The organism is Stappia albiluteola (assembly GCF_014050225.1).
GTDB lineage: Bacteria > Pseudomonadota > Alphaproteobacteria > Rhizobiales > Stappiaceae > Hongsoonwoonella > Hongsoonwoonella albiluteola.
This window is the reverse complement of record NZ_JACFXV010000042.1, coordinates 25,454-50,652: the sequence shown is the minus strand read 5'-3', so window position 1 is coordinate 50,652 and position 25,199 is coordinate 25,454. Positions and strand designations below refer to the sequence as shown.

The 25,199-nt window shown below is 63.0% G+C and carries 25 protein-coding genes; 19 read left to right on the top strand and 6 right to left on the bottom strand.

The window, feature by feature from the left end; translation table 11 throughout:
* Positions 1-251 precede the first annotated feature (251 nt).
* The 6 genes from H2509_RS04360 to H2509_RS04335 all read left to right on the top strand — a co-directional run bounded on the left by H2509_RS04360 (position 252) and on the right by H2509_RS04335 (position 7,038).
* Complete coding sequence (locus H2509_RS04360) at positions 252-986, top strand: HAD family hydrolase (protein ID WP_182162680.1); 735 nt, start codon at positions 252-254, stop codon at positions 984-986.
* A 106-nt stretch (positions 987-1,092) separates the two neighbouring features.
* Positions 1,093-2,715, top strand: a complete 1,623-nt coding sequence (locus tag H2509_RS04355; RefSeq protein WP_182162695.1) for a long-chain-fatty-acid--CoA ligase — start codon at positions 1,093-1,095, stop codon at positions 2,713-2,715.
* Between the two features lie 42 nt (positions 2,716-2,757).
* Positions 2,758-3,777: a DUF1499 domain-containing protein gene (locus tag H2509_RS04350; protein WP_182162678.1), complete on the top strand. Its 1,020-nt coding sequence runs from the start codon at positions 2,758-2,760 to the stop codon at positions 3,775-3,777.
* 26 nt (positions 3,778-3,803) lie between these two features.
* Entirely contained in the window at positions 3,804-5,183 is a 1,380-nt protein-coding gene (locus H2509_RS04345; protein ID WP_182162676.1) for an aminotransferase, read from the top strand.
* Between the two features lie 438 nt (positions 5,184-5,621).
* Positions 5,622-5,771, top strand: a complete 150-nt coding sequence (locus H2509_RS04340) for a hypothetical protein (RefSeq protein WP_182162675.1) — start codon at positions 5,622-5,624, stop codon at positions 5,769-5,771.
* A gap of 292 nt (positions 5,772-6,063) precedes the next feature.
* Positions 6,064-7,038, top strand: coding sequence for a magnesium transporter CorA family protein (locus H2509_RS04335; protein WP_182162673.1), 975 nt, complete (start codon positions 6,064-6,066; stop codon positions 7,036-7,038).
* Positions 7,039-7,042: 4 nt separating this feature from the next.
* Here the strand turns inward: H2509_RS04335 and pdxH are convergent, their stop codons facing one another.
* The gene (gene pdxH, locus H2509_RS04330; RefSeq protein WP_182162671.1) at positions 7,043-7,681 is read right to left on the bottom strand and encodes a pyridoxamine 5'-phosphate oxidase; all 639 of its coding nucleotides are present in this window, start codon (positions 7,679-7,681) and stop codon (positions 7,043-7,045) included.
* 81 nt (positions 7,682-7,762) lie between these two features.
* Between pdxH and H2509_RS04325 the strand changes: the two genes are divergently transcribed.
* Both H2509_RS04325 and H2509_RS04320 read left to right on the top strand, forming a co-directional pair.
* Entirely contained in the window at positions 7,763-8,257 is a 495-nt protein-coding gene (locus H2509_RS04325; protein WP_182162668.1) for an RT0821/Lpp0805 family surface protein, read from the top strand.
* Between the two features lie 138 nt (positions 8,258-8,395).
* Positions 8,396-9,361: a DnaJ C-terminal domain-containing protein gene (locus H2509_RS04320; protein ID WP_182162666.1), complete on the top strand. Its 966-nt coding sequence runs from the start codon at positions 8,396-8,398 to the stop codon at positions 9,359-9,361.
* On the opposite strand, the gene H2509_RS04315 is transcribed toward H2509_RS04320, so the two are convergent.
* The 5 genes from H2509_RS04315 to H2509_RS04295 form a co-directional block, all read right to left on the bottom strand.
* On the bottom strand, positions 9,362-10,342 hold the full coding sequence (locus H2509_RS04315) for a bifunctional helix-turn-helix transcriptional regulator/GNAT family N-acetyltransferase (RefSeq protein ID WP_235974679.1): 981 nt from the start codon (positions 10,340-10,342) through the stop codon (positions 9,362-9,364).
* Positions 10,343-10,404: 62 nt separating this feature from the next.
* The gene (locus tag H2509_RS04310) at positions 10,405-10,788 is read right to left on the bottom strand and encodes an MAPEG family protein (protein WP_182162664.1); all 384 of its coding nucleotides are present in this window, start codon (positions 10,786-10,788) and stop codon (positions 10,405-10,407) included.
* A 31-nt stretch (positions 10,789-10,819) separates the two neighbouring features.
* Positions 10,820-11,686 carry an SDR family oxidoreductase gene (locus H2509_RS04305; protein WP_182162662.1) on the bottom strand — a complete coding sequence of 289 codons (867 nt, stop codon included), beginning with the start codon at positions 11,684-11,686 and terminating at the stop codon, positions 10,820-10,822.
* Between the two features lie 21 nt (positions 11,687-11,707).
* A complete protein-coding gene (locus H2509_RS04300; protein ID WP_182162660.1) occupies positions 11,708-12,454 on the bottom strand; it encodes a crotonase/enoyl-CoA hydratase family protein in 747 nt (248 codons plus the stop codon).
* A 25-nt stretch (positions 12,455-12,479) separates the two neighbouring features.
* Positions 12,480-14,258 (bottom strand): acyl-CoA dehydrogenase, encoded by a 1,779-nt coding sequence (locus tag H2509_RS04295; protein ID WP_182162658.1) that lies wholly within the window; start codon positions 14,256-14,258, stop codon positions 12,480-12,482.
* 278 nt (positions 14,259-14,536) lie between these two features.
* Here H2509_RS04295 and H2509_RS04290 point away from each other — a divergent pair, with 278 nt between their 5' ends.
* The 11 genes from H2509_RS04290 (at position 14,537) to H2509_RS04240 (ending at position 25,176) form a co-directional block, all read left to right on the top strand.
* Positions 14,537-15,541: an L-threonylcarbamoyladenylate synthase gene (locus H2509_RS04290; RefSeq protein ID WP_182162656.1), complete on the top strand. Its 1,005-nt coding sequence runs from the start codon at positions 14,537-14,539 to the stop codon at positions 15,539-15,541.
* A gap of 612 nt (positions 15,542-16,153) precedes the next feature.
* On the top strand, positions 16,154-17,083 hold the full coding sequence (locus H2509_RS04285) for a histone deacetylase family protein (RefSeq protein ID WP_182162654.1): 930 nt from the start codon (positions 16,154-16,156) through the stop codon (positions 17,081-17,083).
* Between the two features lie 112 nt (positions 17,084-17,195).
* Entirely contained in the window at positions 17,196-17,450 is a 255-nt protein-coding gene (locus H2509_RS04280) for an exodeoxyribonuclease VII small subunit (protein WP_182162652.1), read from the top strand.
* 585 nt (positions 17,451-18,035) lie between these two features.
* On the top strand, positions 18,036-19,952 hold the full coding sequence (gene dxs / locus H2509_RS04275; protein WP_182162650.1) for a 1-deoxy-D-xylulose-5-phosphate synthase: 1,917 nt from the start codon (positions 18,036-18,038) through the stop codon (positions 19,950-19,952).
* Between the two features lie 157 nt (positions 19,953-20,109).
* Positions 20,110-21,396, top strand: coding sequence for an MFS transporter (locus tag H2509_RS04270; protein WP_182162648.1), 1,287 nt, complete (start codon positions 20,110-20,112; stop codon positions 21,394-21,396).
* A 537-nt stretch (positions 21,397-21,933) separates the two neighbouring features.
* Positions 21,934-22,416 carry a copper chaperone PCu(A)C gene (locus H2509_RS04265; RefSeq protein ID WP_182162646.1) on the top strand — a complete coding sequence of 161 codons (483 nt, stop codon included), beginning with the start codon at positions 21,934-21,936 and terminating at the stop codon, positions 22,414-22,416.
* 122 nt (positions 22,417-22,538) lie between these two features.
* The gene (locus tag H2509_RS04260) at positions 22,539-23,033 is read left to right on the top strand and encodes a copper chaperone PCu(A)C (protein WP_182162644.1); all 495 of its coding nucleotides are present in this window, start codon (positions 22,539-22,541) and stop codon (positions 23,031-23,033) included.
* A gap of 8 nt (positions 23,034-23,041) precedes the next feature.
* On the top strand, positions 23,042-23,662 hold the full coding sequence (locus H2509_RS04255; RefSeq protein WP_182162642.1) for an SCO family protein: 621 nt from the start codon (positions 23,042-23,044) through the stop codon (positions 23,660-23,662).
* 92 nt (positions 23,663-23,754) lie between these two features.
* Complete coding sequence (locus tag H2509_RS04250) at positions 23,755-24,192, top strand: EamA family transporter (protein ID WP_182162640.1); 438 nt, start codon at positions 23,755-23,757, stop codon at positions 24,190-24,192.
* 65 nt (positions 24,193-24,257) lie between these two features.
* Positions 24,258-24,407 carry a hypothetical protein gene (locus H2509_RS04245; RefSeq protein ID WP_182162638.1) on the top strand — a complete coding sequence of 50 codons (150 nt, stop codon included), beginning with the start codon at positions 24,258-24,260 and terminating at the stop codon, positions 24,405-24,407.
* A gap of 25 nt (positions 24,408-24,432) precedes the next feature.
* Positions 24,433-25,176 (top strand): TlyA family RNA methyltransferase, encoded by a 744-nt coding sequence (locus H2509_RS04240; RefSeq protein ID WP_182162636.1) that lies wholly within the window; start codon positions 24,433-24,435, stop codon positions 25,174-25,176.
* Positions 25,177-25,199 lie beyond the last annotated feature (23 nt).

Here is a 25,199-nt window from a genome sequence, read left to right as displayed (position 1 = left end):
ACTCAATTCGCAAGAGCGGCAAAGCCGCGCCTTGCCGCTTCCCAGGCCAAACCGCCGGCGCACACGAGCGCGCGGCGATGTTCCTGCTGGCCCCGAGCCACGCACTGCCATCATCCCGGACCGTGCGTGCGAAAGCGCACTGCGAGAACCGCGTCCATATTTGAATAGAGAGCGGGTGAGTGCCCCTCCCCTTGCAACATCGCACCGCATCCCCCATTGAAGACGGGAACCTTCACAAGGACGGGCAGGCCATGACGATCCGCGCGGTGCTTCTGGACAAGGACGGGACGCTGATCGATTTCGACCGCACCTGGGCGCCAACCTTCCATGACCTGATATCGGAAGTGACCCGGTCCGACGCCCGGCTGATGCGGGCCCTGTCGGAAAGCTGCGGCTATGATCTCGACCGCTGCGCCTTCGCGCCCGATTCCGTCGTCGTCGCCGGCTCCAATGCCGATTTCACCGAAAGTTGGGCTTCAATCCTGGGCGTTGCGGACGCGGACGCGCTGCTTGCCTATGTCGACGAGGCGCTCGGCCGCCTCAGCATCGCCCATGTCAGCCCCTTCGACGATCTCGCCGAGAGCCTGGAGCGGATGGCGCGCGCCGGCTTCCTGCTCGGGGTTGCCACCAACGACGCGGAAGGCTCGGCCCGCGCCCAGCTCGACGCGCTCGGCATCACGCCCCGCTTCGCCCATGTCTTCGGCTATGACAGCGGCCACGGGGCCAAGCCAGGCCCGGGCATGGTGCGTGCCTTTTGCGAGGCGGTCCGCCTGCCGCCGTCACAGGTCGTCATGGTCGGAGACAGCCTGCACGACATGCATGCCGGACGCGCCGCGGGCGCCCGCACGCTGGCGCTGACCACCGGCACGATCCCTCGCGCAGCCCTTGCTCCCCATGCCGATCACGTCGCCGACAGCCTGTCGCTCGGCTGTGACTGGATCGAGGCGCAGGCCACGGCACACGGAAAACCGGCACAGGCAATTTGAGGGTGGACAGGCCCGCATCGGCTTAGGATAGAATCCCGGAAAATAACGGCCTTTTCAAAAAACAGCGGGCCGACTTCCGGAGGAAAAGCCAATGCCGTCACCCGTCATGCCGGGCCTGATGCAGGACTGGTCGCTGACCTGCAATCGCATTCTCGATCACGCCGCCCTCCAGCATCCGCATCGCGAGATCGTCTCGCGCAGCATCGAGGGCCCGATCCACCGCATCGCCTATCGCGAATTGCGGGCTCGCGCGCTGCAGCTTGCCAAGCGGCTGGACGCCTATGGTATCCGCGAGGGCGACCGGGCGGCGACGCTTGCCTGGAACACCTGGCGCCACATGGAAGCCTGGTACGGCATCATGGGAGTGGGCGCCATCTATCACACCGTCAACCCGCGCCTGTTTCCCGACCAGATCGCCTGGATCGTCAACCACGCCGAGGACCGGCTTATCATGGTCGACCTCAATCTGCTGCCGATCGTCGAGAAGATCTGGAGCGAGTTGAGGACGGTCGAGCTGGTGGTGGTGCTGACGGATGCCGCCCACATGCCCGAGACCTCCCTGCCCGTCGTCCCCTACGAGGACTGGCTTGCCGAGGTCGACGGCGATTTCGCCTGGAAGGAACTCGACGAGAACGCCGCCGCCGGCATGTGCTACACCTCCGGCACGACGGGCGATCCCAAGGGCGTTGTCTATTCGCACCGCTCCAACGTGCTGCATGCCATGGCGGCGAGCCTGCCGGATGTGCTCGGCCTGTCGTCGCGCGACCGGGTGATGCCGGTGGTGCCGCTCTTTCATGCCAATGGCTGGTCGCTTGCCTTTTCGGCGCCGCTCAACGGCTCGGCACTGGTCATGCCGGGCGCGCGCATGGACGGAGAGGCGATCTGGGAGCTGCTTGACGCCGAGAAGGTGACGCTGACGGCGGCCGTGCCCACCGTCTGGCTGATGCTGCTGCAATATCTGGAAAAGACCGGCAAGACGCTGCCATGGCTCGAACGGGTGCTCATCGGCGGATCCGCCTGCCCGCGTGCGATGACGGAGAAATTCGAGACCGTCTACGACGTCCGGGTGATGCATGCCTGGGGCATGACTGAGATGAGCCCGCTCGGCACCGTATGCAGCCTGAAGCCGGAAGTGGCGAACCTTTCAGGTGAAGCCCTGCTCGACATCCAGGAAAAGCAAGGCCACGCCCCCTTCACCGTGGAGATGAAGATAACCGGCGACGATGGGGCGCCGCGTCAGTGGGACGGCGCCACCTTCGGCCGGCTGAAGGTTCGCGGCCCCGGCACGGCCAGGGCTTACTTCAAGGGTGACGGCGGCAACATTCTCGACGGGGACGGCTATTTCGACACCGGCGACGTCGCCCATATCGACGAACATGGCTACATGCAGATCACCGATCGGGCGAAGGACGTCATCAAGTCGGGCGGCGAATGGATCTCGTCGATCGATCTGGAGAACATCGCCGTCGGCCATCCGGCGGTCGCCGAGGCGGCGGTCATCGGCCTGCCCCATCCCAAATGGGACGAGCGTCCCCTTCTCGTCATCGTACCGCGCGAAAATGCGACGGTGACGAAGGAGGATATCCTCGCCTTCATGCACAACAAGGTCGCGCGTTGGTGGCTTCCCGACGACGTCGCCTTCGTGGACGAAATTCCCCATACCGCGACGGGAAAAATCAAAAAAACGGCACTGCGCGCGCAATTCGCCGATTTCACCTTCTCAGGCTGACGGGAGACGCCCCGGGCGACCCTTTCGGAGCCCCCGCCGGTCATGCTAGAGCATGGGTCGAGCGCAACCCGTCCGGGGTCCAACCGTCCAGGCATGCACAAGTACATTCCCCCTCGCCGCTCCAGATCGGCCCGTGTCAGCTATCGCGCAGGTCTGTTCGCGGTGCCGGTGCTTGTCATCGCCACGCTGTCCTTTCGCGGCGGCCTGATCTCGGCACGCGAGTTCTTTCCGGCGATGGGGCTGGGTTTCGTGCTCGGAGCCGTTGCGGTCATCGCCGCGCTCGGCGCCCTTGTATCGCTCTGGGAACAGGGTGGAATCGGCTGGAGCAAGGCCGTTCGCGGCATGCTTTACGGCGGCATCGCCCTCATTCCAGCCGCCATGGCCGTCGCCGGCGTCGTCGCCTATCCGAAGCTGAACGACATCAGCACCGATATCAATGAACCGCCGCCGATTGCCGGCCGCAACCAGGACGACCATCCTGCTCCCAATCGCGCCCTGCAGCGTCAGGCCTATCCGGACCTGCTGTCGCGCCGCTTCCGCGTGACGCCGGCCGAGTTGCATGCGGCCGCCCGACAGGTCATCGAGCGCCAGCGCTGGACCATCGTCGGCGAACTCACGCCGGCGCTCCCCGACGATCCATCGCTGATCCAGGCGGACGTGCGATCCCTGGTTTTCGGCTTCACCGACGACTTCGTCATCCGCATTCGGCCGGACCCCTTCGGCGCGCGGCTCGACCTGCGTTCCGCCTCGCGTATCGGCGAGCACGATCTTGGCGCCAATGCGGCTCGCATTCGCCTGTTCCAGCAGGACCTCGACGCCGTGCTTCTGGAAGCCTATGGCGCGCTGGAGCCGGTCGGCGAAGACGACGAGGCGCCCGTGGAGGAAGAGGAACTGCCGCTTCTTTCCGACGTGCCGCAGGAGGAACGAGAGGGCCCTCCCCCGGCACCAAGCCGCAAGCCGGGCGAGGAGCCGGAAGGTCCGCTTTCGCTTGACGGAGGGCTGGAACGGCTGCCCTCCGACCTTGAAGAAATCTACGAAGACGAACCCGCTCCGCAGCAATGAGCAGGATCAGACAAAAGGATCGTCGAATGCCGCTCACCAACGTACAGACGCGCGATGTCGAAGCCCTGCTTCATCCCTATACCGCCCTGCACAAACTCAGGGAAACCGGGCCGCTGGTGCTCGACCACGGCAAGGGCGTCTATGTCTACGACACCCAGGGCAAGGAATATATCGAGGGCATGTCCGGCCTTTGGTGCGCCGGCCTCGGCTTCGGCGACGAGGAGCTGATCGAGACCGCGAAGGAGCAGCTTTCGCGGCTGCCCTATTATCATCTCTTCGGCGGCAAGAGCGTCGAACCGGCGATCGAGCTGGCCGAAAAGCTCAAGGAGATCGCGCCGTTCGAGGCTTCGAAAGTGTTCTTCACCTCGTCCGGCTCGGAGGCCAACGACACGCAGGTGAAGCTCGCCTGGTATTTCAACAACGCCAAGGGCCGGCCGGAGAAGAAGAAGATCGTCTCCCGCGTGAAGGCCTATCACGGCGTCACCATCGTCTCGGCCTCCCTCACCGGCCTGCCGAACAACCACCGCGACTTCGACCTGCCGGTCGACCGCATCCTGCACACCGACTGCCCGCACTACTATCGCTTTGGCGAAGCGGGCGAGAGCGAGGCCGACTTCACCGCCCGCATCGTCGGCAACCTGAAGGCAATGATCGAGCGTGAGGGGCCGGAAACCATTGCCGCCTTCATCGCCGAGCCGATCATGGGCGCCGGCGGCGTCATCGTGCCGCCCAAGGGCTATTACGAGCAGGTGCAGGCGCTGCTTGCCGAACATGACATCCTCTTCATCGACGACGAGGTCATCAACGGCTTCGGTCGCACCGGCAACTGGTGGGGCTGCGAGACGATGAACTTCACGCCGGACTCGATTTCCTGCGCCAAGCAGCTCACCTCCGCCTATGCGCCGCTTGGCGCTGTGATGGTGTCGCAGGAGCTTTACGACGCCTTCGTTGCGGAATCGCAGAAGATCGGCGTCTTCGGCCATGGCTTCACCTATGGCGGCCATCCCCTGTCCTGCGCGCTTGGCGTGAAGTCGATAGAGATCTACCAGAAGCGGAACATCCTGGCGCATGTGCGCTCTCTCGCGCCGCAGTTCGAGGAGCGCCTGAAGCGCATCGCCGATCACCCGCTCGTCGGCGAGGTCCGCTATTCCGGTCTGGTCGGCGGCGTCGAGCTCGTCGCCGACAAGACGACGAAGCGCCCCTTCCAGCCGGGTCACGGCATCGGCGCGCTCTGCGCCCGCCATGGCGAGTCGAACGGCCTCATCGTGCGCGCGATCGGCGATACGATCGCCCTTTGTCCGCCCATGATCATCACAAGTGACGAACTGGATGCGCTCTTCGACAGGCTCGAGAAAACTTTGGACGACACGGAAAGGTCGGTTGCGGAAGGTAGCCTAAGAGACTGATATCAAGCAGTCTTTTCGGATTTCTTGGCGAACGGCCGGCCGCATCCTGCGGCCGGCTTCTTTTTTCCGCGCCGCTTCCGGCCGTCCGTTCCGGCCGCAATTACGCGAATGTGACGTTACGACAAGGAATGTGACTGGAACTATCGCCTATTGGGGCGTCATCCTTATATTTGCCTGAATTGCACAGTTGATGTGCAACGTGCCCATCGATTAGGCGGGCGCCGTTTGGAAATGCTGTACCTCTTTTTCCTGAAAAACGGTGGATCGCTCTTCGAGAGGGGGCAGGCACGTCCTGGCTTTGACCGGATAGCGGCAAGGCAGATGGGCGATTGGCCGAGACGGGATGTAACCGGGAATGGAGGCTTCCCTGTCGCATATCCCTCGACCGGACATACGAACCGCCGCTTGAATCGCGGCATTCACAATCGGAACAAGGCAATGACTGCGCAACCGAAGAAAGTCGAACAACCAAGCCCGCGCCCGGACCTCGACAAGCTCTACAAGCCCGTCGGCATCCAGGCGGTGACCGCGGCAACGCTTTGCCGCAAGGCTGTGGCTCCGATGACCCGCAAGCCGCTCAAGCACTGAGCGACGCCTCCAGAAATTCAGCGGCGGCGGCATCGCGGCCGCCAGTAAGTCATGTGCCGGCCAGGGAGGACCTGACCGGCACTTATCTTTTCTCCGTATAAGGCATAGTTTCCCGAAAGGATGATTTCCCCGGAGCGCTTTCCACGAAAGCGGGATCGCTTTTCTGGATTAAGAAACCGCACCGGGATCAATACCTTGCGCATATCCCTGTTGCCAAATCCGATTCAGATCTGGTGGGATATGCTCCAGGGTTCTGGCCCTAGCGGCGATCAGCCCTTTACGGAGCATGCCGATGATCACAGCCTTCCTGCCGACGGCACGGGCCATGGAAGCGGTCAATATTGCGCCCGGCAACGCGATCCCCCCGACGGCGATCTGGATCGACCTCAACTCTCCGACGCCGATGGAACGAAAAGCGGCGGAAGACTTGATCGGTGTTGAGATACCGACGCCGGAGGACATGGCGGCGATCGAAACGTCAGAGCGGCTTTACGAGGACAATGGCGTATTGGTGATGACCGCCGTCATGCCGATGGCGGTCCGCGAGCCCGACCCCAAGGTCTCTTCGCTCACCTTCGTGCTGACAGCACGACGCCTGATCACCGTGCGCTACGGCGATCCGAAATCCATCGCAATGAGCGCGCGGCGCGCGCAGACAGACGGCACCGTGCCTCACACCGGCCCCGGCGCGATGTTCCTCTTGCTTGAATCGATCATCGACCGCGCCGCCGACGAAGTGGAGAAAGCATCGAGCGAATACGACCTGATGGCGATGAGGGTTTTCGAGGGCGGCGTCAACACGCGCAAGAGCGGCGACTACCAGCAGGCGATCAAGACCATTGGCCGCATCGGCTTGAAGATCGCCAAGATGCATGACGTCTGCGCGACGATTGCCCGGCTGATGCTGTTTCTGTCATTCCACCGCACCACCGTCTCGCTCACCCAGCAGCAGAGCGCTGCGTGCAAGTCGATCGGCCGCGACATTCAGTCGATCAAGCAGCATGCCGACGCGCTCGATGCGAAGCTGAATTTCCTGCTGGACGCGACGGTGGGTCTCGTCACGCTGGAGCAGAACCAGATCATCAAGCTTTTCTCGGTGCTGGCCGTGATTTTCCTGCCGCCCACCCTCATTGCCTCGATCTACGGCATGAATTTCGAGATCATGCCCGAGCTGAAATGGGTCTACGGGTATCCGTTTTCCCTCGTCGTGATGGTGGGATCGGTGGCGCTGACCTTCCTCTTCTTCCGCTGGCAGAAGCTTCTCTAACGCGTTACGGATAAAGCCTCTCCTTGGTCCAATCCGCGGTCGGCGCCTCTCGACTGAAGACGATGCGATCATGCAGGCGGAAAGGCCGGTCGTGCCAGAACTCAATTGACGACGGCACCAACCGGAAACCCGACCAGTGCTCGGGACGGGGGATTTCGCCGATCGCGAATTTGGCGGTGTATTTCGCCACTTCCTTCTCCAGCGCGAAGCGGCTCTCCAGCGGTCGAGACTGTTTCGACGCCCAGGCGCCGATGCGGCTGCCGCGCGGTCGTGATTGATAATACTCGTCAGCCTCTGCATCGCTGACGATTTCCACCGACCCACGGATGCGGATTTGCCGGCGCAACGATTTCCAGTGGAAACACAGCGCTGCCTTCTGCTGCGACAGGAGTTCGCGCCCCTTGGCGCTTTGGAAGTTGGTATAAAAAACGAATCCAGCCTCGCTGAACCCCTTCAGGAGTACCATGCGGACATTCGGCAGTCCCGTTTCGTCAACCGTCGCCAGGGCCATGGCGTTCGGATCGTTGGGTTCGGAGGCTGTCGCGTCTTCAAGCCATTCGGCAAAAAGGCGAAACGGATCCGCCCCCTCTTCAAAGTTACGCTTTGTTAAGAGTTCTGCCGGAATCTCGGAATTCTCCGTCATGATGTCTCCTGCCGGACACGAGGCGGATGGGCCCCTGCCGCGCTGTACCTTTTCGCGGCCGGACCCGGAGGTCCAGAACCGATGACCGTATCGACATATACCGCGAAGGCCGAACGACGCCAGTTTCGTTTTTGGATGCATTGCCTGCTGCTTTCGGGGCTGGCGACGAGCCTTGCCGCATGCGGATCTTTCGGCGGTCCCGTCGGCAGCGACGACCTGGTAGCGCCGCTCGATCTGACAGGTTCGATCGAAGGCACGCAAAATCCAGCCGACGCCGACATAGGCCAGGGCGACCGCAGCGCCATCGCCTTCGCGCTTGCCGCCGGGCCGACTTCGGTCGCCAAGTCTCCCGCCTTCACGTGGTCGAACCCGGTCAGCGGCAATTCCGGCACCATCATCTCGGCAACGAAGGAGCCGGTGACCATCGGCACCGAATGCACTCGGTTCGAAACCACCGCCAACACGATTGCGGGAGTGCGGGCCTACGAGGGTCTGGCCTGCCGCGACGCCAAGACAAACTGGACGATCGTCGAGCTGAAGCAGAAGTCCGAACAGGCCGCGGCAACGCCATCCTGAGCCGCTTGTGACCCGGCGAGCGCTCTGGCAAATATTCCTATTCACCCCCATATGAAGATACGGGCCCAGACCGGTATATCCGGGAGGCCATTGACCGGTATATATCTGGGGCATTCCTTTTAAATGACGGTCCATACGATGAGAGATCCCTATAGCGTCCTGGGTGTCGCCAAGACGGCGAGCGAGGCCGACATCAAGAAGGCCTTCCGCAAGCTGGCGAAGAAATATCATCCGGATCAGAACGCCAACGATCCCAAGGCCAAGGAACGCTTCGCCGAGGTCAACCAGGCTTACGAGATCGTCGGCGACAAGGAAAAGCGCGTGAAATTCGACCGCGGCGAGATCGACGCGGAAGGCAAGCCACGCTTCCAGGCGCACGGTTTCGAGGGCTTCTCCGATTTCGATTCCTTCCGCCAGGCCGGTGCGGACAAGGGCTTTCGCTTCAACGAACCCGGCGGCGGTGGCAGCGGCGGGTTCGAGGACATTCTGGGCGACATTCTGGGCGGCTTCGGCGCGCGCCGGCGCGCAGGCGCGGGTGCCGGCGGGTTCCGCCGCGCAGCGGCGCCGCGCCGGGGGCAAGACGCCCAGATCACGGCCCGCATTCCTCTGGAGAAGCTGGCGCATGGCGGCTCCGTCCGCGTGACACTGCCAACCGGCAAGACGGTCGACGTGAAACTTCCGGCGGGGACCACGGACGGTGAGAAGATCCGCCTGAAGGGTCAGGGGTTCGAAGGCGAGCAGGGCGGGCCGAGCGGTGACGCCATCGTGGAAATCCACCTCACCCCGCATCCGCTCTTCAAGGTCGACGGGGATGATCTGCGCCTAGAACTGCCGCTTACGCTTTATGAAGCCACCCTGGGAGCCAAGGTACGCGTCCCTACGCTCGACGGCGCGGTAAACCTGACCATCCCGGAAAACGCCAGCGGCGGGCGCACCATGCGCCTCAAGGGCAAGGGCCTGCCGAACCGCACTGGCGGCCATGGCGACCTGCTGGTCACGCTCAGGCTTGTCCTGCCCGAAAAACCCGACAAGGAGTTGCAGATGCTCATGCGCTCCTGGCAGGAGACGAAGCCCTATCGGGCACGCGGTCCGGAATACGATTGATCACTGCCCGGCATTGGATGGCGCCGTCCTGACGAAGCGCTGTTCCAGCAGGCGCGTGCCCCATTGATCGCCATGATACTCCTCCGTCAGGCGGAAACCATGGCGCTCGTAGAGCCGGCGTGCCGCGTCGAGCCCGCTGAAGGTCCACAGATGGGTCTCGCCGAACCCACAGGCGTCGCAAAACGCGACGGCGCGCTTCACCAGTTCATTGCCGAGACCCGTACCGCGCAAGCCATCCTCGAGGATAAACCAGCGCAAATGCGCACGCCCCCCGCCCAGGTCCTCGCCGTCGACCGCAAGGCTGCCCGCAATCCTGCCGTAGCTTTCGATATGCCAGATTTCGTTGCAGGAATTTGTGAGGCGCGGCGCGAATTCGGCAACACCCGCAGCGACCTTCGCCTCGAAGACCGGGCCGAAGCCGTAATGTCGGTTGTAATAGGTCCCGTGCATCTCGGCGATGCGGCCGATCAGGCCGGGCTTGAAGCCGGTGAGGATTTGCGCGTCAGGCTGTAGCGCAACCGCTGCGCCGGTCCTGCTCGCGGCAAGCGCATGCGAATAGGCGCCCATCCCTTCCGCCACCTGAAGTTGCTCGTCCGGCGGCAACTGGCCAAGCGCATTGCGGACTCGGCTTTCCGCGAAGGCGGCGATCTCGGCATGCAGCCTCTCGCCGGCGCCGGTCAGGAAAAGGTCTTTGGAGCGGCCGTCGCCCTCGCTGCGCGCTTCGCACACGAGACCCCGGACGACCAGCGACTGGACGAGACGGCTGACCGTCGATTTCTCCAGGAGCAGGATCTCCGACAACGCTTTCGCCGAAATCCGCCCCGCCGCGCCGATTTCGATCACGGCGTGAACCGCGGACGCGGAATAGTCGGTTCCGGCTAGCGTACGGTTCATGAAGCCGAGTTCGCGCACCAGCCGGCGGGATGCAGCGCGGATGTGCGAAACGATCTCGTTATCGACGGCAAGCATCATCTGACCCATATAGTTGTATGTGACAACTATATGGGTCAGTCAGCGCTATCTCAAGTTCCCTGCAGCGAAAATCAGCTGAAAGGCAGGAGCAGATTGGCGACGGAACCGCATAGCAGAGCGGCGAACGTCAAATACATGCCGGCAACACGGAACTGGAACGGCCGGCTCTCGCCGCCAAGCGCATAGGCATGCGACAGCCGCCCGCACAGCAGGCAAAGCCCCGTCAGGTGCAGCAGCAGGAAGGGCGCGCTCTGGATCTCGGCCAATGCCATCAGGATCAGGACAAGCGGGGTGTATTCCGCGAAATTGCCGTGCGCCCGCTGCCTGCGCAGCAGGATCTTGCTGCCGCCGTCGCCGAGGCTGACCCTTTCGCCCCGCCGCACCCGGATGACACGAATGCTCAAGACAAGGAACACGAGACCCAGAAGCCCCGCATAGATCGGAGTAATTGTCATTCTGAAACAGAACCTTGAAGTTTGTTATTGATCAGTTCGTCTTGACAGGCCCGAGGCCGACCGGTGCAACGCTGTCATCAGGCACGAAGAAATCCGGGGTCAGTGCCTTCGTCGGATCGACCCGGTACTTGTCAAAGTCCCGTTCGCCGCGCTCGAAAAGGAAGGTATCGTCGATCAGGAACTGGCCGGTGAGGTCGCGCGAGGGCGTGGCGAAAATCTGGTAGGCCGCATCGGCGAGAATTTCCGGCGTACGGCTGGAGCGGATCATCGCGTCGCCGCCGATGATGTTCTTCACCGCCGCCGTCGCAATCGTCGTGCGTGGCCACAGCGCATTGACGGCAATACCTTTCGACCGCAATTCGCCGGCGAGCCCCAGCACCACGAGGCTCATGCCGAATTTCGCGATTGCATAGGGCGTAAAGGGCGCGAACCACTTTTCCTGCATGTCGAGCGGTGGCGACAGCATGAGGATATGCGGGTTTTCGGCCTTCTCCAGATGCGGAATGGCGTATTTCGAGCACATCAGCGTGCCGCGCGTATTGATCTGATGCATCAGGTCGAAGCGCTTCATGTCGGTCTGGGCGAGCGGCGTCAGCTGAATGGCGCTGGCATTGTTGACCAGGATGTCGATGCCGCCGAAGGTCTCCGCAGTTCTGTCGATCGCATCCTTCACGCTGTCTTCGTCGCGTACGTCGACGACAATTGGCAGCGCCTTTCCGCCGGCTGCCTCGATCTCTTCGGCAGCCGTATAGATGGTGCCCTCGAGCTTGGGATGCGGTTCCGCCGTCTTGGCGGCAACGGCGATATTGGCGCCGTCGGCAGCCGCCCTCAGCGCGATTGCCTTGCCGATGCCACGAGATGCGCCCGTGATGAAAAGCGTCTTGCCTTTCAGTGACATGATGTCCTCCCGCCTGTGTCCTCAGGCTTTCGATTTCTGCATGAAGGCGGTGAAGGCCGCCATTGCCTCGCGCGAAGTCAGGCGTTCCGCGAACAGGCGGATCTCCTCCTCCATACGCTCGCGCAGGGCGGTTCGATCCCCCATCAGGAGCGAGCGCGAAATCCGCATGGCTTCCGCCGGTTTCGCGGCAATCGCCTCCGCCGTTTCAATAGCGCGCGGCAGCAGGTCTTCCGCCGCCACGATATGATTGACGATGCCGGCCTCGCGGGCGCGCTCGGCGCTGAAGCCTTCGCCAAGACACAGAAGCTCGAAGGCGCGCGCATGGCCCATCCGCTGCGGCCCGAGCAGGCTTGCCCCGGCCTCTGGCACGAGGCCGAGATCCAGGAACGGCGTCTTGAAGAGCGAGGCTTCCGTCGCGAACACCATGTCGCAATGGAAGAGCAATGTTGTACCGACACCGATCGCAAGCCCGTCGACAGCCGCGACGATCGGCTTCTCGCAGCCGACCAGTGCCCGCAGGAAGCGGATCACGGGCGCGCCCGACATATCGCCGCCCATCGCCGATTGCAGGAAATCCGCGATGTCGTTGCCGGCGGTAAAGGCGCCCGGCTGGCCTGCGATTACATGGCAGCCGAGCGTTTCATCGCCGTTGCCGGCTTCGAGCGCTTCGGCAAGGCCGGCATACATCTCGCCGGTCAGCGCATTCTTCTTTTGCGGACGGTCGAGGGTCAAAAGCCCCACCCTGCCCCGCCGTTCAACGCGGATCATCTTCTTACTCCGGTAGCGATTGCGGTCAGGACGCGATCAGCGACACATCGAAATCCGTCACGGCGTCGGCTCCGCCCATGACGTCGGCGGCCAGACCGCCGGTGAGCGGCAAGTGGCTGTCCGCAAAATGGCGCGCAGCCAGAAGGCGCAACCGCTCTGCCGGGCTGTCGCCCGACGAACGCAGCGCTCCCTTGATCAGCAGAGCCCCGCCCAGCGTCAGGCCCGCGAGCCGAAGGAACGGCGTGGCGCCGGCAAGCGCCTCGCTCATGCGTCCCTCGCCCAAGGCCGCGAGCAGCCATTCGACCGCCTCCCGCAGATCGGCAATCGAATTTTCCAGCCTTTCGGCCATGCGGGCGAATTCGGCCCTGTTGGCACCGCGCGCCGACGTGGCGATCTCACCCAGTTCGGCAAGGAAGCCCCGGATGTGCTCACCACCCGAAAGCGGCAGCTTGCGCGTGACCAGATCGATCGCCTGGATACCGTTCGTGCCTTCGTAGATCGGGGCGATCCGCGCGTCGCGAAGCAGGCGGGCAGCCCCGGTTTCCTCGATATAGCCCATGCCGCCATGCACCTGGACGCCCATGGAGGCGACCTCCACACCGATATCGGTGGAGAAGGCCTTGGCGATCGGCGTGAGCAGGCCGGCACGTTCGCTCCAGTAGCGGCGGGAGCCCTCGTCGTCGACAAGGCCGGCCATGTCGATCGCATGGGCATTGGAATAGCAGATGGCGCGCGCGGCCTGCGTCAGCGCCCGCATGGTCAAAAGGGTCCGCTTGACGTCGGGATGGTGGGCGATCGGGCTCATGCCCTCGCCCGCATCGCCCGCCGCGCGGCCCTGCCGGCGCTCCAGAGCATAATTGGCGGCATGCTGCATCGCGCGCTCGGCCACGCCCACTCCCTGGATGCCCACCGCAAGGCGGGCGTTGTTCATCATCGTGAACATGCAGGCAAGACCACGGTTTTCCTCGCCGATCAGCCAGCCGACAGCCCCCCCCTCGTCGCCATAGGACATCGTGCAGGTCGGCGAACCGTGAATGCCGAGCTTGTGTTCGACGCCGGTGCAGCGGGCATCGTTACGCGCACCCAGCGAGCCGTCTTCGTTGACGAGGAACTTAGGTACCAGGAAAAGCGATATTCCGCGCGTACCGGCCGGCGCATCGGGAAGGCGGGCCAGCACCAGATGCACGATATTGTCGGTGAAATCGTGCTCGCCATAGGTGATGAAAATCTTCTGGCCGAAGATGCGGTACGTCCCGTCGCCCGCCCGCTCGGCGCGCGCCTTCAATGCGTTGAGATCCGAACCCGCCTGCGGCTCGGTCAGGTTCATCGTCCCCATCCACTCGCCCGAGACGAGCTTCGGCAGATACGTTTCCTGCAATTGCGGGCTGGCATGCTTCTCCAGCGCCTCGATCGCGCCGATGGTCAGCGTCGGACCGATGGCGAAGGCCATGGAACCGGAGTTCCACAACTCCATTGCGGCCACATGCAGCATGGTCGGCAGGCCCTGGCCGCCGAATTCCGGCTCGCTGATGACGGAGTTCCAGCCGCCTTCCCGCCAGCGCAGATAGGCCTCCTTCCAGCCCGGCGGCGTGGTGACCGCGCCGTCATTCAGCACCGCTCCCTGCCGGTCGCCGATCTCGTTCAGCGGTGCGATCTCCTCGGCGGCAAAGCGGCCCGCTTCCTCGATGATCGCATCGACCAGATCGTCCGAAAGCTCGCCATGCGCGGGAAAGGCCATGACGTCGGTGAGTCCTGCCACGGACTTGAGAGTGAACAGGATATCGCCGACCGGTGCGCGAAACATGATGACAGAGCCTCCCGAGTGTATATTGCAGCGGGCTTTGACGCCCGCCGGCATCGGTCTTCGATCCGCCGGAGGTTCGCTCGACCGCAAACCACTATGGCGGAACGGCTTGACGAATGCGCGGGCAATTCGCACAACGCCGTGGACGAAGCCGACCCGGCGGACATTATCGCAGTTGACGTAAACGTCAACCTCAAGTCTGGCGCCATCGGGTCCTTCTTTGGAATAGGCTGTTGGACGGCGCGGCATTGCCGGCCGCAAACCATGCAGGCAGGCGGATGCGGCGTTTCACCATAGACCCGGGCAACGAATCCTGGCGGAATTCCGAGGATTTTCGGGCCGCCGTCACCGCGATCCGGAACGGCCTGCTTGTCGCCGTGCCGACGGAGACCGTCTACGGGCTCGCCGCTGACGCGACGAACGCACTCGCCTGCGCCTCGATCTATGCCGCGAAGGGGCGGCCGAGCTTCAATCCGTTGATCGCTCATGTCGCCTCGCTCGAAGACGCCGAGCGTCACGGTGTCTTCGACGAGCGGGCGCGCAAGCTCGCCGCCGCCTTCTGGCCCGGCCCGCTGACGATTGTTGTGGAGAAGCGGCCAGACAGCCCGATAGCCGATCTGGCGACCGCGGGCCTTCAAACCGTGGCATTGCGCGTGCCAGCCGCCGCCGCGATGCGCGCCCTGGCGGCGGATAGCGGCTGTCCGATTGCCGCGCCCAGCGCCAATCGGTCCGGCCGCATCAGCGCAACCACCGCAGATGCGGTGATCGAGGACCTTCGCGACAGCCTTGCCGTCGTTATAGATGCGGGTGCAACGCCGGTTGGCGTGGAATCGACCATCGTGGAATGCGTCGGCCCGAGGCCGCGACTGCTGAGGCCCGGCGGCGTGCCTACCAACGAGATCGAAGCCGTTCTCGGCGAAACGTTTCAGGCCGCGGCGCCGAACGATACCGCCCCGACTGCACCCGGGATGCTCACATCGCACTACGCGCCGGCCGCCCGAATGCGGCTCGACGCCAAATCGGTTCGGCCGGGCGAGGCATTGCTCGCCTTTGGCCTGCCATTGCCGCCCGGCAGCGAGCAGGCGATGGCAGTGGAGAACCTCAGCGAGAGCGCAGACCTGACGGAAGCCGCCGCCAGGCTCTTTTCAGCCCTGAGACGCCTGGATGCGACTGGCGCGAAGGCAATTGCGGCGACGCCGATCCCGCGAACCGGACTTGGCGAAGCGATCAACGATCGGCTTCGACGCGCGGCGGCTCCCAGACCCCAAGAAAACGCTACGTAAGCCTCAATCACACCCACTACACGTGCTTCTGAAGGCCTCCGGATTTTCTTTGCCCGGTACTGTGTCTTTTATGCACCAACGACCTGCAGGCCCAGGAGCCTTCGAGTGGAGGCTTTTATTTTCTTCATTTTTTCAAGCACTTCTGGAAGTGGCCTTCCGAGAGGAAAATTAGTTTAAGTTTCCAATAATGTGAAAAACCGGTGAATACGCGCCTCTTCAACTTGGCTTCTACATGTTCGGTGCTTCGCAAATCGCTTCGAATCAACTAGGTTAATACTTGTAACCTTGGTGATGCAGCGGACCTCCCCACGAGCCATTAGCGCTCGCAACTTTCCCCCGGAGCAGGCCCCTCCAGCCCGCTCCGGTTTTCCTTGTCCGGGCCCCGCTTTCTTCCGTTTCATCTCGATCAGGATCGCAGGTGTCTCGCACCTCCCAACGGTGTTGGCGCTGACGACCGGGCACGCAACGTCCCCCGCAGGTTTGACCCAGCGCATTGACTTGGCCAGACCCCCTCGGTCACATGTGCATCCCCGTTTGCGTCAGCGATGACGACCGCCGCATATTGCGGGCCGGCATCCGCACCGCGACTGGTTCGACCCGAGGATCTGTATCTTGGCAACGCTTCTCCTGCACCACACGTCGTTTCTCGACCACCTGACGCCTGTGGGCCACCCTGAACGTCCCGATCGCATCCGGGCGATCGACCGGATCCTGGAGCATGAGAAGTTTCAGGCGCTCGAACGCGAAGTGGCACCGATGGGAACGGTCGTCGACATCGCGCGATGCCACCCGTCAGCCTATGTCGACATGATCCACAATGCGGTGCCGGAGGAAGGTCTGGCGCGCCTCGATGCGGATACGACGGTTTCCCCGGGTAGTTGGGAGGCCGCCATGCGCGGGGTGGGCGGCGCATGCCGGGCGGTCGACGAAGTGATGGAGCGCAAGGTCAAGAACGCCTTCAGCGCTTCACGCCCTCCCGGCCATCACGCCGAACGGGACCGTGCAATGGGTTTCTGTCTCTTCAACAATGCGGCCATCGCCGCACGCTACGCGCAGTCGAAATTCGGCGCCGAGCGTGTCGCCATCGTCGATTTCGACGTCCATCACGGCAATGGCACGCAGGATATCTTCTGGTCCGACCCGTCGGTGATGTACTGCTCCACTCACCAGATGCCGCTCTATCCCGGCTCCGGCTCTGCTTCCGAGCGGGGTGATGCTGACACCATCGTGAACGCACCGCTCATGGCCGGCGACGGCGGTGCAGAATTCCGCGAAGCGATGGAAGTCACCATCCTGCCGCGCCTTGCGACTTTCGCGCCGGATCTCGTGGTGATCTCGGCGGGGTTCGACGCCCACGCCCGCGATCCCCTCGGCGGGCTGAACCTTGTCGAGGCCGACTTCGCCTGGGCTACACTGAAACTGATGGAAATTGCCGACAAGCATGCTGACGGACGGGTCGTCTCGGTGCTGGAAGGCGGTTACGATCTCGAGGGCCTGGCACGTTCCGTCGCAGCTCACGTCATGACGCTTATGACCGCATGACCGTCCACAGGCATGTCCTCCGGCGGGCTCCCTTCGCTTGACCGGGGGTGCGCTTTCTTCGATCCTGCCGCGCGCACGAACGGATCGAGAGTTCCCTGAAAGGACAGTTCCCATGGCCAAGGATGCGGCGGCCGCCGAAGTTTCAAACCTTTCTTTCGAGGAAGCCCTCAAGGAACTCGAAGGCATCGTCGGGCGCCTGGAGCGTGGCGACGTGCCCCTTGAAGAAAGCATCGGCCTCTACGAAAAAGGCGACGCCCTGCGGCGCCATTGCGACAAGCTGCTGAAGGCTGCGGAGGCCAAGGTCGAAAAGATCCAGCTTTCGCAGAATGGCGACGCCGCAGGGACTGCACCTCTCGACGTCGACTGAGCCCGCCCAGAAAGACTCAGGCGCGATCCATGCCGCTTGCGGTCCTGCGTTGACGCAACGTTAGAAATACCACTTCCGATTGCATCACCATAGGCTGTACCGATGCTGACACTGCACGCCCATGGTCGAATATTCGTATCGAACGAGGTCTTTTGCCTGCATCAGTCCCGTAAAATATGACGCGTCGGGACGTCAAAAATCATAAGTTTGCCTGAGATTGTCAATTTTTACAGGGGCAAATGCCTCTAGACGGCAAAGCTCCAGCCTGCGACAAAAAAAGGGCCGCATTGCTGCGGCCCTAAGTCGATCACTGTGCACGTGGCCCCATCGACCACAACCCTTGTTTAGTGCTTTTCACGCTGATTTGCATCACCTTTCTGAAGCCAGAGGCGGAAAAAATTCACCATAGAGGTAACATTTCCGTTCCAAGCATGTGATGACGTTGCGGCACGACGCTGGAACAGGCATGCGTGAGGCACGCGCTTCCGGATCGTCAATTGCGCCCCATATTTCATTGGTGTAAGCCAAAACCATCCACTGGAATAACCAGACGCCCGACAATCCAAGTATAGCGACCGAACAAAAGTGCCCGATCAACCCAAGACCCCTCTGCTCGACACCATCGTCTATCCGGCGGATCTGCGGATGCTTGCGGAGTCGGATCTCAAGCAGGTCGCCGAAGAACTGCGCCGGGAGACGATTGACGCGGTATCGACCACCGGCGGCCATCTGGGCGCGGGGCTGGGCGTCGTCGAATTGACGGTTGCACTCCACTATGTTTTCAACACGCCGGAAGACCGGCTGATCTGGGACGTTGGCCACCAGGCTTACCCGCACAAGATCCTCACCGGCCGGCGCGACCGGATCCGCACGCTGCGACAGGATGGCGGCCTGTCTGGATTCACCAAGCGCACGGAGAGCGAATACGACCCCTTCGGCGCGGCCCATTCCTCCACATCGATTTCGGCCGGCCTCGGCATGGCCGTCGCGCGCGACCTCGACGGTCGTGCCAACAACATCATCGCGGTGATCGGCGACGGAGCCATGTCGGCGGGCATGGCCTATGAAGCGATGAACAATGCGGGCGCGCAGCATTCGCGCCTGATCGTCATCCTCAACGACAACGACATGTCGATCGCTCCGCCCGTCGGCGCGATGTCGGCCTATCTTGCCCGTCTGGTGTCGGGACGCACCTATACCTCGCTGCGCGACGCGGCGAAGCACCTGGTGCAATCGCTTCCCAAGCCGCTGAAGGAAAAGGCGGCTCGGGCGGAAGAATACGCACGCGGCTTCCTGACCGGCGGCACCATGTTCGAGGAACTCGGCTTCTACTACGTCGGGCCGATCGACGGTCACAACCTCGACCATCTCCTGCCCGTCCTGAAGAACGTCCGCGATACTCATCAAGGTCCGGTGCTGATCCATGCCGTGACCCAGAAGGGCAAGGGCTATCCGCCGGCGGAGACGTCGTCCGACAAATATCACGGCGTATCCCGCTTCGACGTGATCACCGGCAAGCAGGCAAAGCCGAAGGCCAATGCGCCGAGCTATACGCGCGTCTTCGCGGAAAGCCTGATCGCCGAGGCGCGCGACGACGAAAAGATCCTGGCCATTACCGCCGCCATGCCGGACGGAACGGGCCTGAACCTTTTCGAGGAAGTTTTCCCGAAGCGGACATTCGATGTCGGCATTGCCGAGCAGCACGCGGTCACTTTCGCCGCAGGCTTGGCGTCGGAAGGCTACAAGCCGTTTTGCGCGATCTACTCCACCTTCCTGCAGCGTGCCTACGATCAGGTCGTGCACGACGTGGCGATCCAGGGCCTGCCGGTCCGTTTCCCGATCGATCGCGCCGGACTTGTGGGTGCCGACGGCCCGACCCATGCCGGTTCCTTCGATACGACCTATCTTGCCTGCCTGCCCGATTTCGTGGTGATGGCGGCCGGCGACGAAGCAGAGCTTCGCCATATGGTGGCAACGGCCGCCGCCTTCGATGAAGGCCCGATCTCATTCCGCTATCCGCGCGGCGAAGGACTTGGGGTCGATCTGCCGGAACGCGGCGAAATTCTGGAAATCGGCAAGGGCCGTATCCTGAGGGAGGGAACGAAAGTCGCCCTGCTCTCCTTCGGCGGCCGCCTTGGCGAGTGCCTGAAGGCAGCGGACGATCTGGAGGCCGCCGGCCTTTCGACGACGGTTGCCGACGCCCGCTTCGCCAAGCCGCTCGACGTTGACCTGATCAGCCGGCTTGCCCGCGAGCACGAAGTCCTCATCACGATCGAGGAAGGGTCGGTCGGCGGCTTCGCCAGCCATGTCATGCAGGCACTGGCCACTCTCGGCCTCTTCGACACCGGCCTCAAGATTCGGCCCCTCGTCCTGCCCGATATCTATATCGACCATGGCAAGCCCGAGGCGATGTATGCGGCGGCCGGCCTTGATGCGGCTTCAATTTTGGCTAAGGTTTTCGAAGCGCTCGGACAGGACGCCATCCCCGTTCGCCGTGCCTGACGGATCGTGGCGTAAAGGCGCGTTTCCTCAATCCGGCGTCGGATAGGACGCCGGGCCGACGTGTCATTTCCGTTATTTTCTAATACGGTAACCTGAGCTTCCTTCGCCGCGGACATCCGCGCAAGCACATATTCGCTCGAGAAGCAGATCGGAAATCATGGCGCAAACCCTTGGCTCAATCGCAGCCTTGCTTCTTTCGATCGCCTTCGTGCTGTTCGGCCACGGGCTGCAGGCGACGCTGCTGCCGCTCGCTGCAAACCAGGCGACTTTCGGCGACGTGGCGATCGGCGTCCTTTCTTCGGCCTACTATGTCGGCTTCGTCGCAGGCTGCCTGCTGGCGCCCTATGCGATCATGCGAGCGGGCCACATCCGGGCATTCGCCGCAATCGTTTCCCTCATGTCCGGAGCGGCGATCTTCCATCCGATCCTGATCGATCCGGTGTCGTGGTCCGTGATCCGCTTCGTTTCCGGCTTCTGCCTTGCCGGCTTCTACCTGATCGTCGAAAGCTGGTTGAACGAACGCGCGACGAACGAGAACCGCGGTACGGTCATGTCGATCTATATCGTTGTGCTCTACCTCTCCATGACCATCGGGCAGGTCACGGTGACGGGCTTCGATATCTCGACCTTCGTCCCTTATGCGATCGCCTCGGTCGTCGTCAGCGTTGCCGTCATTCCCGTTTCACTCACCCGTGCCAACCAGCCGGCTCCGATCACGCTCGTTCGACTGAGGCCGATCGCTCTATACCGGACATCGCCGGCAGCGGTTGTCGGCGTTCTGTTAATCGGCATGGCGAATGGCGCGATCTGGACGCTTGCACCGCTTTACGGCTCCCTGATCGGCCTCGAAACCAGCAATGCCGCCTATTACGCCGCCGCCGTGATTTTTGGCGGAGCGCTGGCGCAATGGCCGTTCGGACGCCTCTCCGACCGCATGGATCGGCGCTACATTCTGGTCGGACTTGGAACCGGGGCAGCCTTGAGCGGTCTCATCGTCTATCTACTGGAGCCGACATCCCCGCTCCCCGCTATCGCGTTTGCCTTTCTTGTCGGTGCGATGACGCAGCCAGCCTATGCAATTGCCGTTTCGCATGCCTACGACCACTGCGAACCGGACGCCTATGTGGAAACCTCCTCCGGTCTTCTGCTTGCCAACGGCATAGGTTCGATCATTGGCCCGTTCACGGCCTCCCTGCTGATGGAGGCCATGGGACCCGGCGGGCTGTATATCTGGATCGTCGGCGTACAGTCCCTGCTGGCGGGCTTCGTCCTTTCGAGGCTTTTCATCCGCTCCGCGCCACCCGAAGGGACCCGAACCGAGTTCGAATACGCGGCCTCGGCTCCTGTCGGCGCCGTCATCACGCCCGATCCGCTCGACACCGACAACCCGGATGTCATTCCGCCCGAAGAGTTCCCGGCCTACGAGGAACGGGCGGTCAGCTGATGCCGGTCGGCATGCGGCATGGTGGCACTGGACGTGGCTTCGACCAACCGTCATAGTCCGGCGCGATGGGACAGGGCATGACGATATTGCAAGCCTTTCGGCGGGAAAGGGCCCCGGTGGCGCTTCTTGCCGCGCTTGCCTTTGCCTTCGGCCTCTATCTTCAGGCGTCCGTAGCCCTTGCAGGATTCGATCCCGCCGCCGCCGCCGGTCTATGCCTTTCAACAGGCGAGGCCCCGCAGTCGAATAACGCACCGGGCGACCAGGATCCCGGCAACTGCCCCTGCGGCCCAGCCTGTATTGCCGGTCATTGCTGCGCGACCGCTTTGGCGCCCACACTCGCTGCGCAAGATTTCGAACCCCGTTGCGGGCATGCGGAACACCCACTGGCGGTTCGCCTGCCTTGGCATGGCGACACCGGCAACGGCCACGCCATCCGCGCGCCGCCGCGCGCCTGATTTTGCATCATCCATATTAACAACCGGGTGGGATCAAGACTCGCCCGCGCGCCATACAAAGCAAGTTCAGGACTGCAATCCAATGTCTCTCATCAGCAAGCTCGCGCTCGCAGCAATAGTTGCGCTCACACCCCTTTCTGCCCTGGCTCACGACATCACGCTCGGCAGCCTCACGCTTTCGCCCGGCTGGACACGCGCCACACCGCCCAATGCCCAGATCGGTGGCGGCTTCCTCACCATCGCGAACAACGGCAGTGAAGACGACCGGCTGATCGCGGTGGCGGCCCCCTTCTCCGGCCATGCGGAGCTGCATGAAATGAGCGTCGTCGACAATGTCATGACCATGCGCCACATGGAGGGCGGCATTCCGATCCCGGCCGGACAGACGGTGGAACTGAAGCCCGGCGCCTATCACGTCATGTTCATGGACCTGACCGGACCACTGAAACAGGGCGATACGCTGACGGTAACCCTCACATTCGAGAAAGCCGGCTCCGTCGAGGTACCCTTCAACGTCGAGAAGATCGGTGCCAAGGAGCCATCGCAGGAGCACGGGGCGCACTGAGCCAGGAGCCTCGCGAACACGCTTGATTGTGATGGAGCCCGACCGGCCTTGGCCTCGACGGCAGGGTAGTCGCGCTCCATAGTCCCGGCAACAAAGGCGTGGTGCAGACAGGAAGGACGGGAATGAGGATCATCCGCTTTGCAGCTCTGGCTTTCGCGGCCTGCCTCCCCTTCTGTACGGCGCTGGCGGGCGAGGCCTCGCTCGGCGATCTGAGCATCTCGGGAGCCTGGGCGCGGGCAACGCCTCCCTGGCCTGTGGCGACGCTCGGCTTCCTGACCATAGCCAACGCGGGCGATGACGACCGCCTCATGGCGGTGGCCGCTCCAGTGGCGGGCCAATCCGTGCTTCACCGCGTCGTTTTGGAAAATGGCCAGGCGATCATGCTGCCGCAACAGGAAGGAATTCCACTTTCCAGCGGCGAAACGCTCGACATGGCGCGTGCCGGCTTCCACCTGATGTTCATCGGGCTCAAGGAGCCGCTCGACGACGGCACGAAAATGCCCGTCGAACTGACCTTCGAAAAGGCCGGCAAGATCACAGTCGAGTTCGATATCCGCAAGACACCGCCGGCTATAGCCGCTGCCGGTGCCGAATCCGCACAGGACAAGACAAAGTAGGAATTGCCATGTCCGGACTGAAAATCATCCGCTACGGCGCATGGGCGGCGGTCGCCGTTCTCGTCTTTGCAATCATTACAATTTCGCTCGGCCACTTCCGCTCGATCGACAAGGACGAACTCATCTCGCCTGTCGCCGGCATCGGCGGCCCCTTCGAGCTCGTTGATGGCGCGAGCGGTCAAACAGTGACCGACGCCGATTTCAAGGGCAAGCCGTCGGCCTATTTCTTCGGTTTCACCTTCTGTCCCGATGTGTGTCCGACGACGCTGGCCGAAGTTCAGGGCTGGATCGATGAACTCGGCAGCGACGCGGACAAGATGAACTTCGCCTTCGTCACCGTCGATCCGGAGCGGGATACGCCGGAAGTGCTGCGCGACTATGTCTCCGCCTTCGACAAGCGCATCCATCCGCTTTCCGGCTCGCCGGAAAAAATCGCCGACATGCTCATGACCTACCGGGTGTATTCTCGCAAGGTGACGCGGCCTGACGGCGGCTACACGATGGACCATTCGGCGGGCGTCTTCCTGATGGACGCGGATAACCGGTTCGTCGGCACCATCGCCTATGGCGAAGCGCATGAAAATGCCATGGCCAAGCTGCGGCGGCTGATCGGCAAGGCGGGGGCCTGACGAAAGCCGGCTGCCAAACCTTGTCGATCAGGTGGAATCGCCTGATCGACAGGAATATGCTCACGGAAGGCATGTGAGCGGGAGCCACCGGCATGAAGCTTGTCATCGCATCCTGGCAGTTCTGGGCGCTGCTCGCCGCAACCTTCGCTGCCTTGACGGCCATCTTCGCCAAGATCGGCGTGGAGACGGTCAGCTCCGATCTGGCGACCTTCCTGCGCACCCTCGTTGTGATTGCCGCATTGGCAGGGATCCTCTCCTTCACGGACGGCTGGCGCGACCTGACAGCCGTATCCTCCAGGTCCGCCACGTTCCTGGTATTGTCCGGCTTGGCGACCGGAGCGTCATGGGTGTGCTATTTCCGCGCCCTGAAATTGGGCGACGCTTCGCGCGTCGCACCGATCGACAAGCTGAGCGTCGTGCTTGTCGCTGTTTTCGGAACGCTGTTTCTCGGAGAGCGCCTGAGCCCGGTAAACTGGCTCGGCGTCGCGCTGATCGCTGCCGGCGCGCTTCTCGTTGCGATAAAAATCTAGCAAATTTCGACCACGCCGCCCTATATAGGGCAGAAGAAGTCCGCCCCGAGGAAGGCCTCACCGGCATGCAAGCGAACCATGAGACCAGCAAGCTGATAGCGCCTTTCGCCGCCCTGGCTGCGCTCGCGCTTGCCGGCACGGGCTTGCTGTGGTGGCACTACGGCGAGCGTGTCTTCATCGAGCGCCTGCTTGCGGGGATCGCCGGCTGCTTCTGAACAGCCGCGAACAGGCCGGCCATTCATGTCCAATCGTGAACGCATCGACCAGTTGCTTGTGGCGCGCGGCCTCGCCGAAAGCAGGGCGCGGGCACGCGATGCGATCCTGCGTGGCGCCGTCGCCATCGACGGCAATCCCGTTGCCAAGCCCGGCCAGCTTGTCGCGTCGGACGTCTTGATCACCGTCGACGATCCTGCCGCCGCCTATGTCTCGCGCGCCGCGTTGAAGCTCGTCGCGGGGCTCGATCGCTTTTCGTTCGATGTCAGGGACCTGATCGCGCTGGATGTGGGCGCCTCGACCGGCGGCTTCACGCAGGTGTTGCTGGAGCGTGGCGCGGCCAGGGTTCACGCGATCGATGTCGGCCACGACCAGCTCCATGCGAAGGTTGCCTCCGATCCCCGCGTCCGCCGCAGGGATGGGCTGAATGCCCGCGCCCTGACGCTTGCCGATCTGGATGGCGACCATCCGCAGGCCGTCGTTTGTGACGTCAGCTTCATTTCGCTGACAATTGCCCTGCCGCCCGCCCTCGATCTGGCGGCGCCCGGCGCGCTGGGGCTCTTCCTCGTCAAGCCTCAGTTCGAGGCTGGCCGCAACGCCCTCGGCAAGGGCGGCATCGTCGCACCGGATATCGCGGAGGAGACATCCCTGCGCATTTCCGGCTGGCTCGGCGCCTACCCGGGCTGGTCCGTCCTTGGCCTTGAACCGTCGCCCATTGCCGGCGGTGACGGCAATCGGGAATGGCTTCTCGGCGCCCTCAAGGCAGGTTGAACCGATCAAGCCACTTGCCCTTT

Bases quoted from the DNA above. Each gene is read 5' to 3' on its own strand.
- H2509_RS04360 (WP_182162680.1), top strand. From the start codon at position 252: ATGACGATCCGCGCGGTGCTTCTGGACAAGGACGGGACGCTGATCGAT.
- H2509_RS04355 (WP_182162695.1), top strand. From the start codon at position 1,093: ATGCCGGGCCTGATGCAGGACTGGTCGCTGACCTGCAATCGCATTCTC.
- H2509_RS04350 (WP_182162678.1), top strand. From the start codon at position 2,758: ATGCTAGAGCATGGGTCGAGCGCAACCCGTCCGGGGTCCAACCGTCCA.
- H2509_RS04345 (WP_182162676.1), top strand. From the start codon at position 3,804: ATGCCGCTCACCAACGTACAGACGCGCGATGTCGAAGCCCTGCTTCAT.
- H2509_RS04340 (WP_182162675.1), top strand. From the start codon at position 5,622: ATGACTGCGCAACCGAAGAAAGTCGAACAACCAAGCCCGCGCCCGGAC.
- H2509_RS04335 (WP_182162673.1), top strand. From the start codon at position 6,064: ATGATCACAGCCTTCCTGCCGACGGCACGGGCCATGGAAGCGGTCAAT.
- pdxH (WP_182162671.1), bottom strand. From the start codon at position 7,681: ATGACGGAGAATTCCGAGATTCCGGCAGAACTCTTAACAAAGCGTAAC.
- H2509_RS04325 (WP_182162668.1), top strand. From the start codon at position 7,763: ATGACCGTATCGACATATACCGCGAAGGCCGAACGACGCCAGTTTCGT.
- H2509_RS04320 (WP_182162666.1), top strand. From the start codon at position 8,396: ATGAGAGATCCCTATAGCGTCCTGGGTGTCGCCAAGACGGCGAGCGAG.
- H2509_RS04315 (WP_235974679.1), bottom strand. From the start codon at position 10,342: ATGGGTCAGATGATGCTTGCCGTCGATAACGAGATCGTTTCGCACATC.
- H2509_RS04310 (WP_182162664.1), bottom strand. From the start codon at position 10,788: ATGACAATTACTCCGATCTATGCGGGGCTTCTGGGTCTCGTGTTCCTT.
- H2509_RS04305 (WP_182162662.1), bottom strand. From the start codon at position 11,686: ATGTCACTGAAAGGCAAGACGCTTTTCATCACGGGCGCATCTCGTGGC.
- H2509_RS04300 (WP_182162660.1), bottom strand. From the start codon at position 12,454: ATGATCCGCGTTGAACGGCGGGGCAGGGTGGGGCTTTTGACCCTCGAC.
- H2509_RS04295 (WP_182162658.1), bottom strand. From the start codon at position 14,258: ATGTTTCGCGCACCGGTCGGCGATATCCTGTTCACTCTCAAGTCCGTG.
- H2509_RS04290 (WP_182162656.1), top strand. From the start codon at position 14,537: ATGCGGCGTTTCACCATAGACCCGGGCAACGAATCCTGGCGGAATTCC.
- H2509_RS04280 (WP_182162652.1), top strand. From the start codon at position 17,196: ATGGCCAAGGATGCGGCGGCCGCCGAAGTTTCAAACCTTTCTTTCGAG.
- H2509_RS04270 (WP_182162648.1), top strand. From the start codon at position 20,110: ATGGCGCAAACCCTTGGCTCAATCGCAGCCTTGCTTCTTTCGATCGCC.
- H2509_RS04265 (WP_182162646.1), top strand. From the start codon at position 21,934: ATGTCTCTCATCAGCAAGCTCGCGCTCGCAGCAATAGTTGCGCTCACA.
- H2509_RS04260 (WP_182162644.1), top strand. From the start codon at position 22,539: ATGAGGATCATCCGCTTTGCAGCTCTGGCTTTCGCGGCCTGCCTCCCC.
- H2509_RS04255 (WP_182162642.1), top strand. From the start codon at position 23,042: ATGTCCGGACTGAAAATCATCCGCTACGGCGCATGGGCGGCGGTCGCC.
- H2509_RS04250 (WP_182162640.1), top strand. From the start codon at position 23,755: ATGAAGCTTGTCATCGCATCCTGGCAGTTCTGGGCGCTGCTCGCCGCA.
- H2509_RS04245 (WP_182162638.1), top strand. From the start codon at position 24,258: ATGCAAGCGAACCATGAGACCAGCAAGCTGATAGCGCCTTTCGCCGCC.
- H2509_RS04240 (WP_182162636.1), top strand. From the start codon at position 24,433: ATGTCCAATCGTGAACGCATCGACCAGTTGCTTGTGGCGCGCGGCCTC.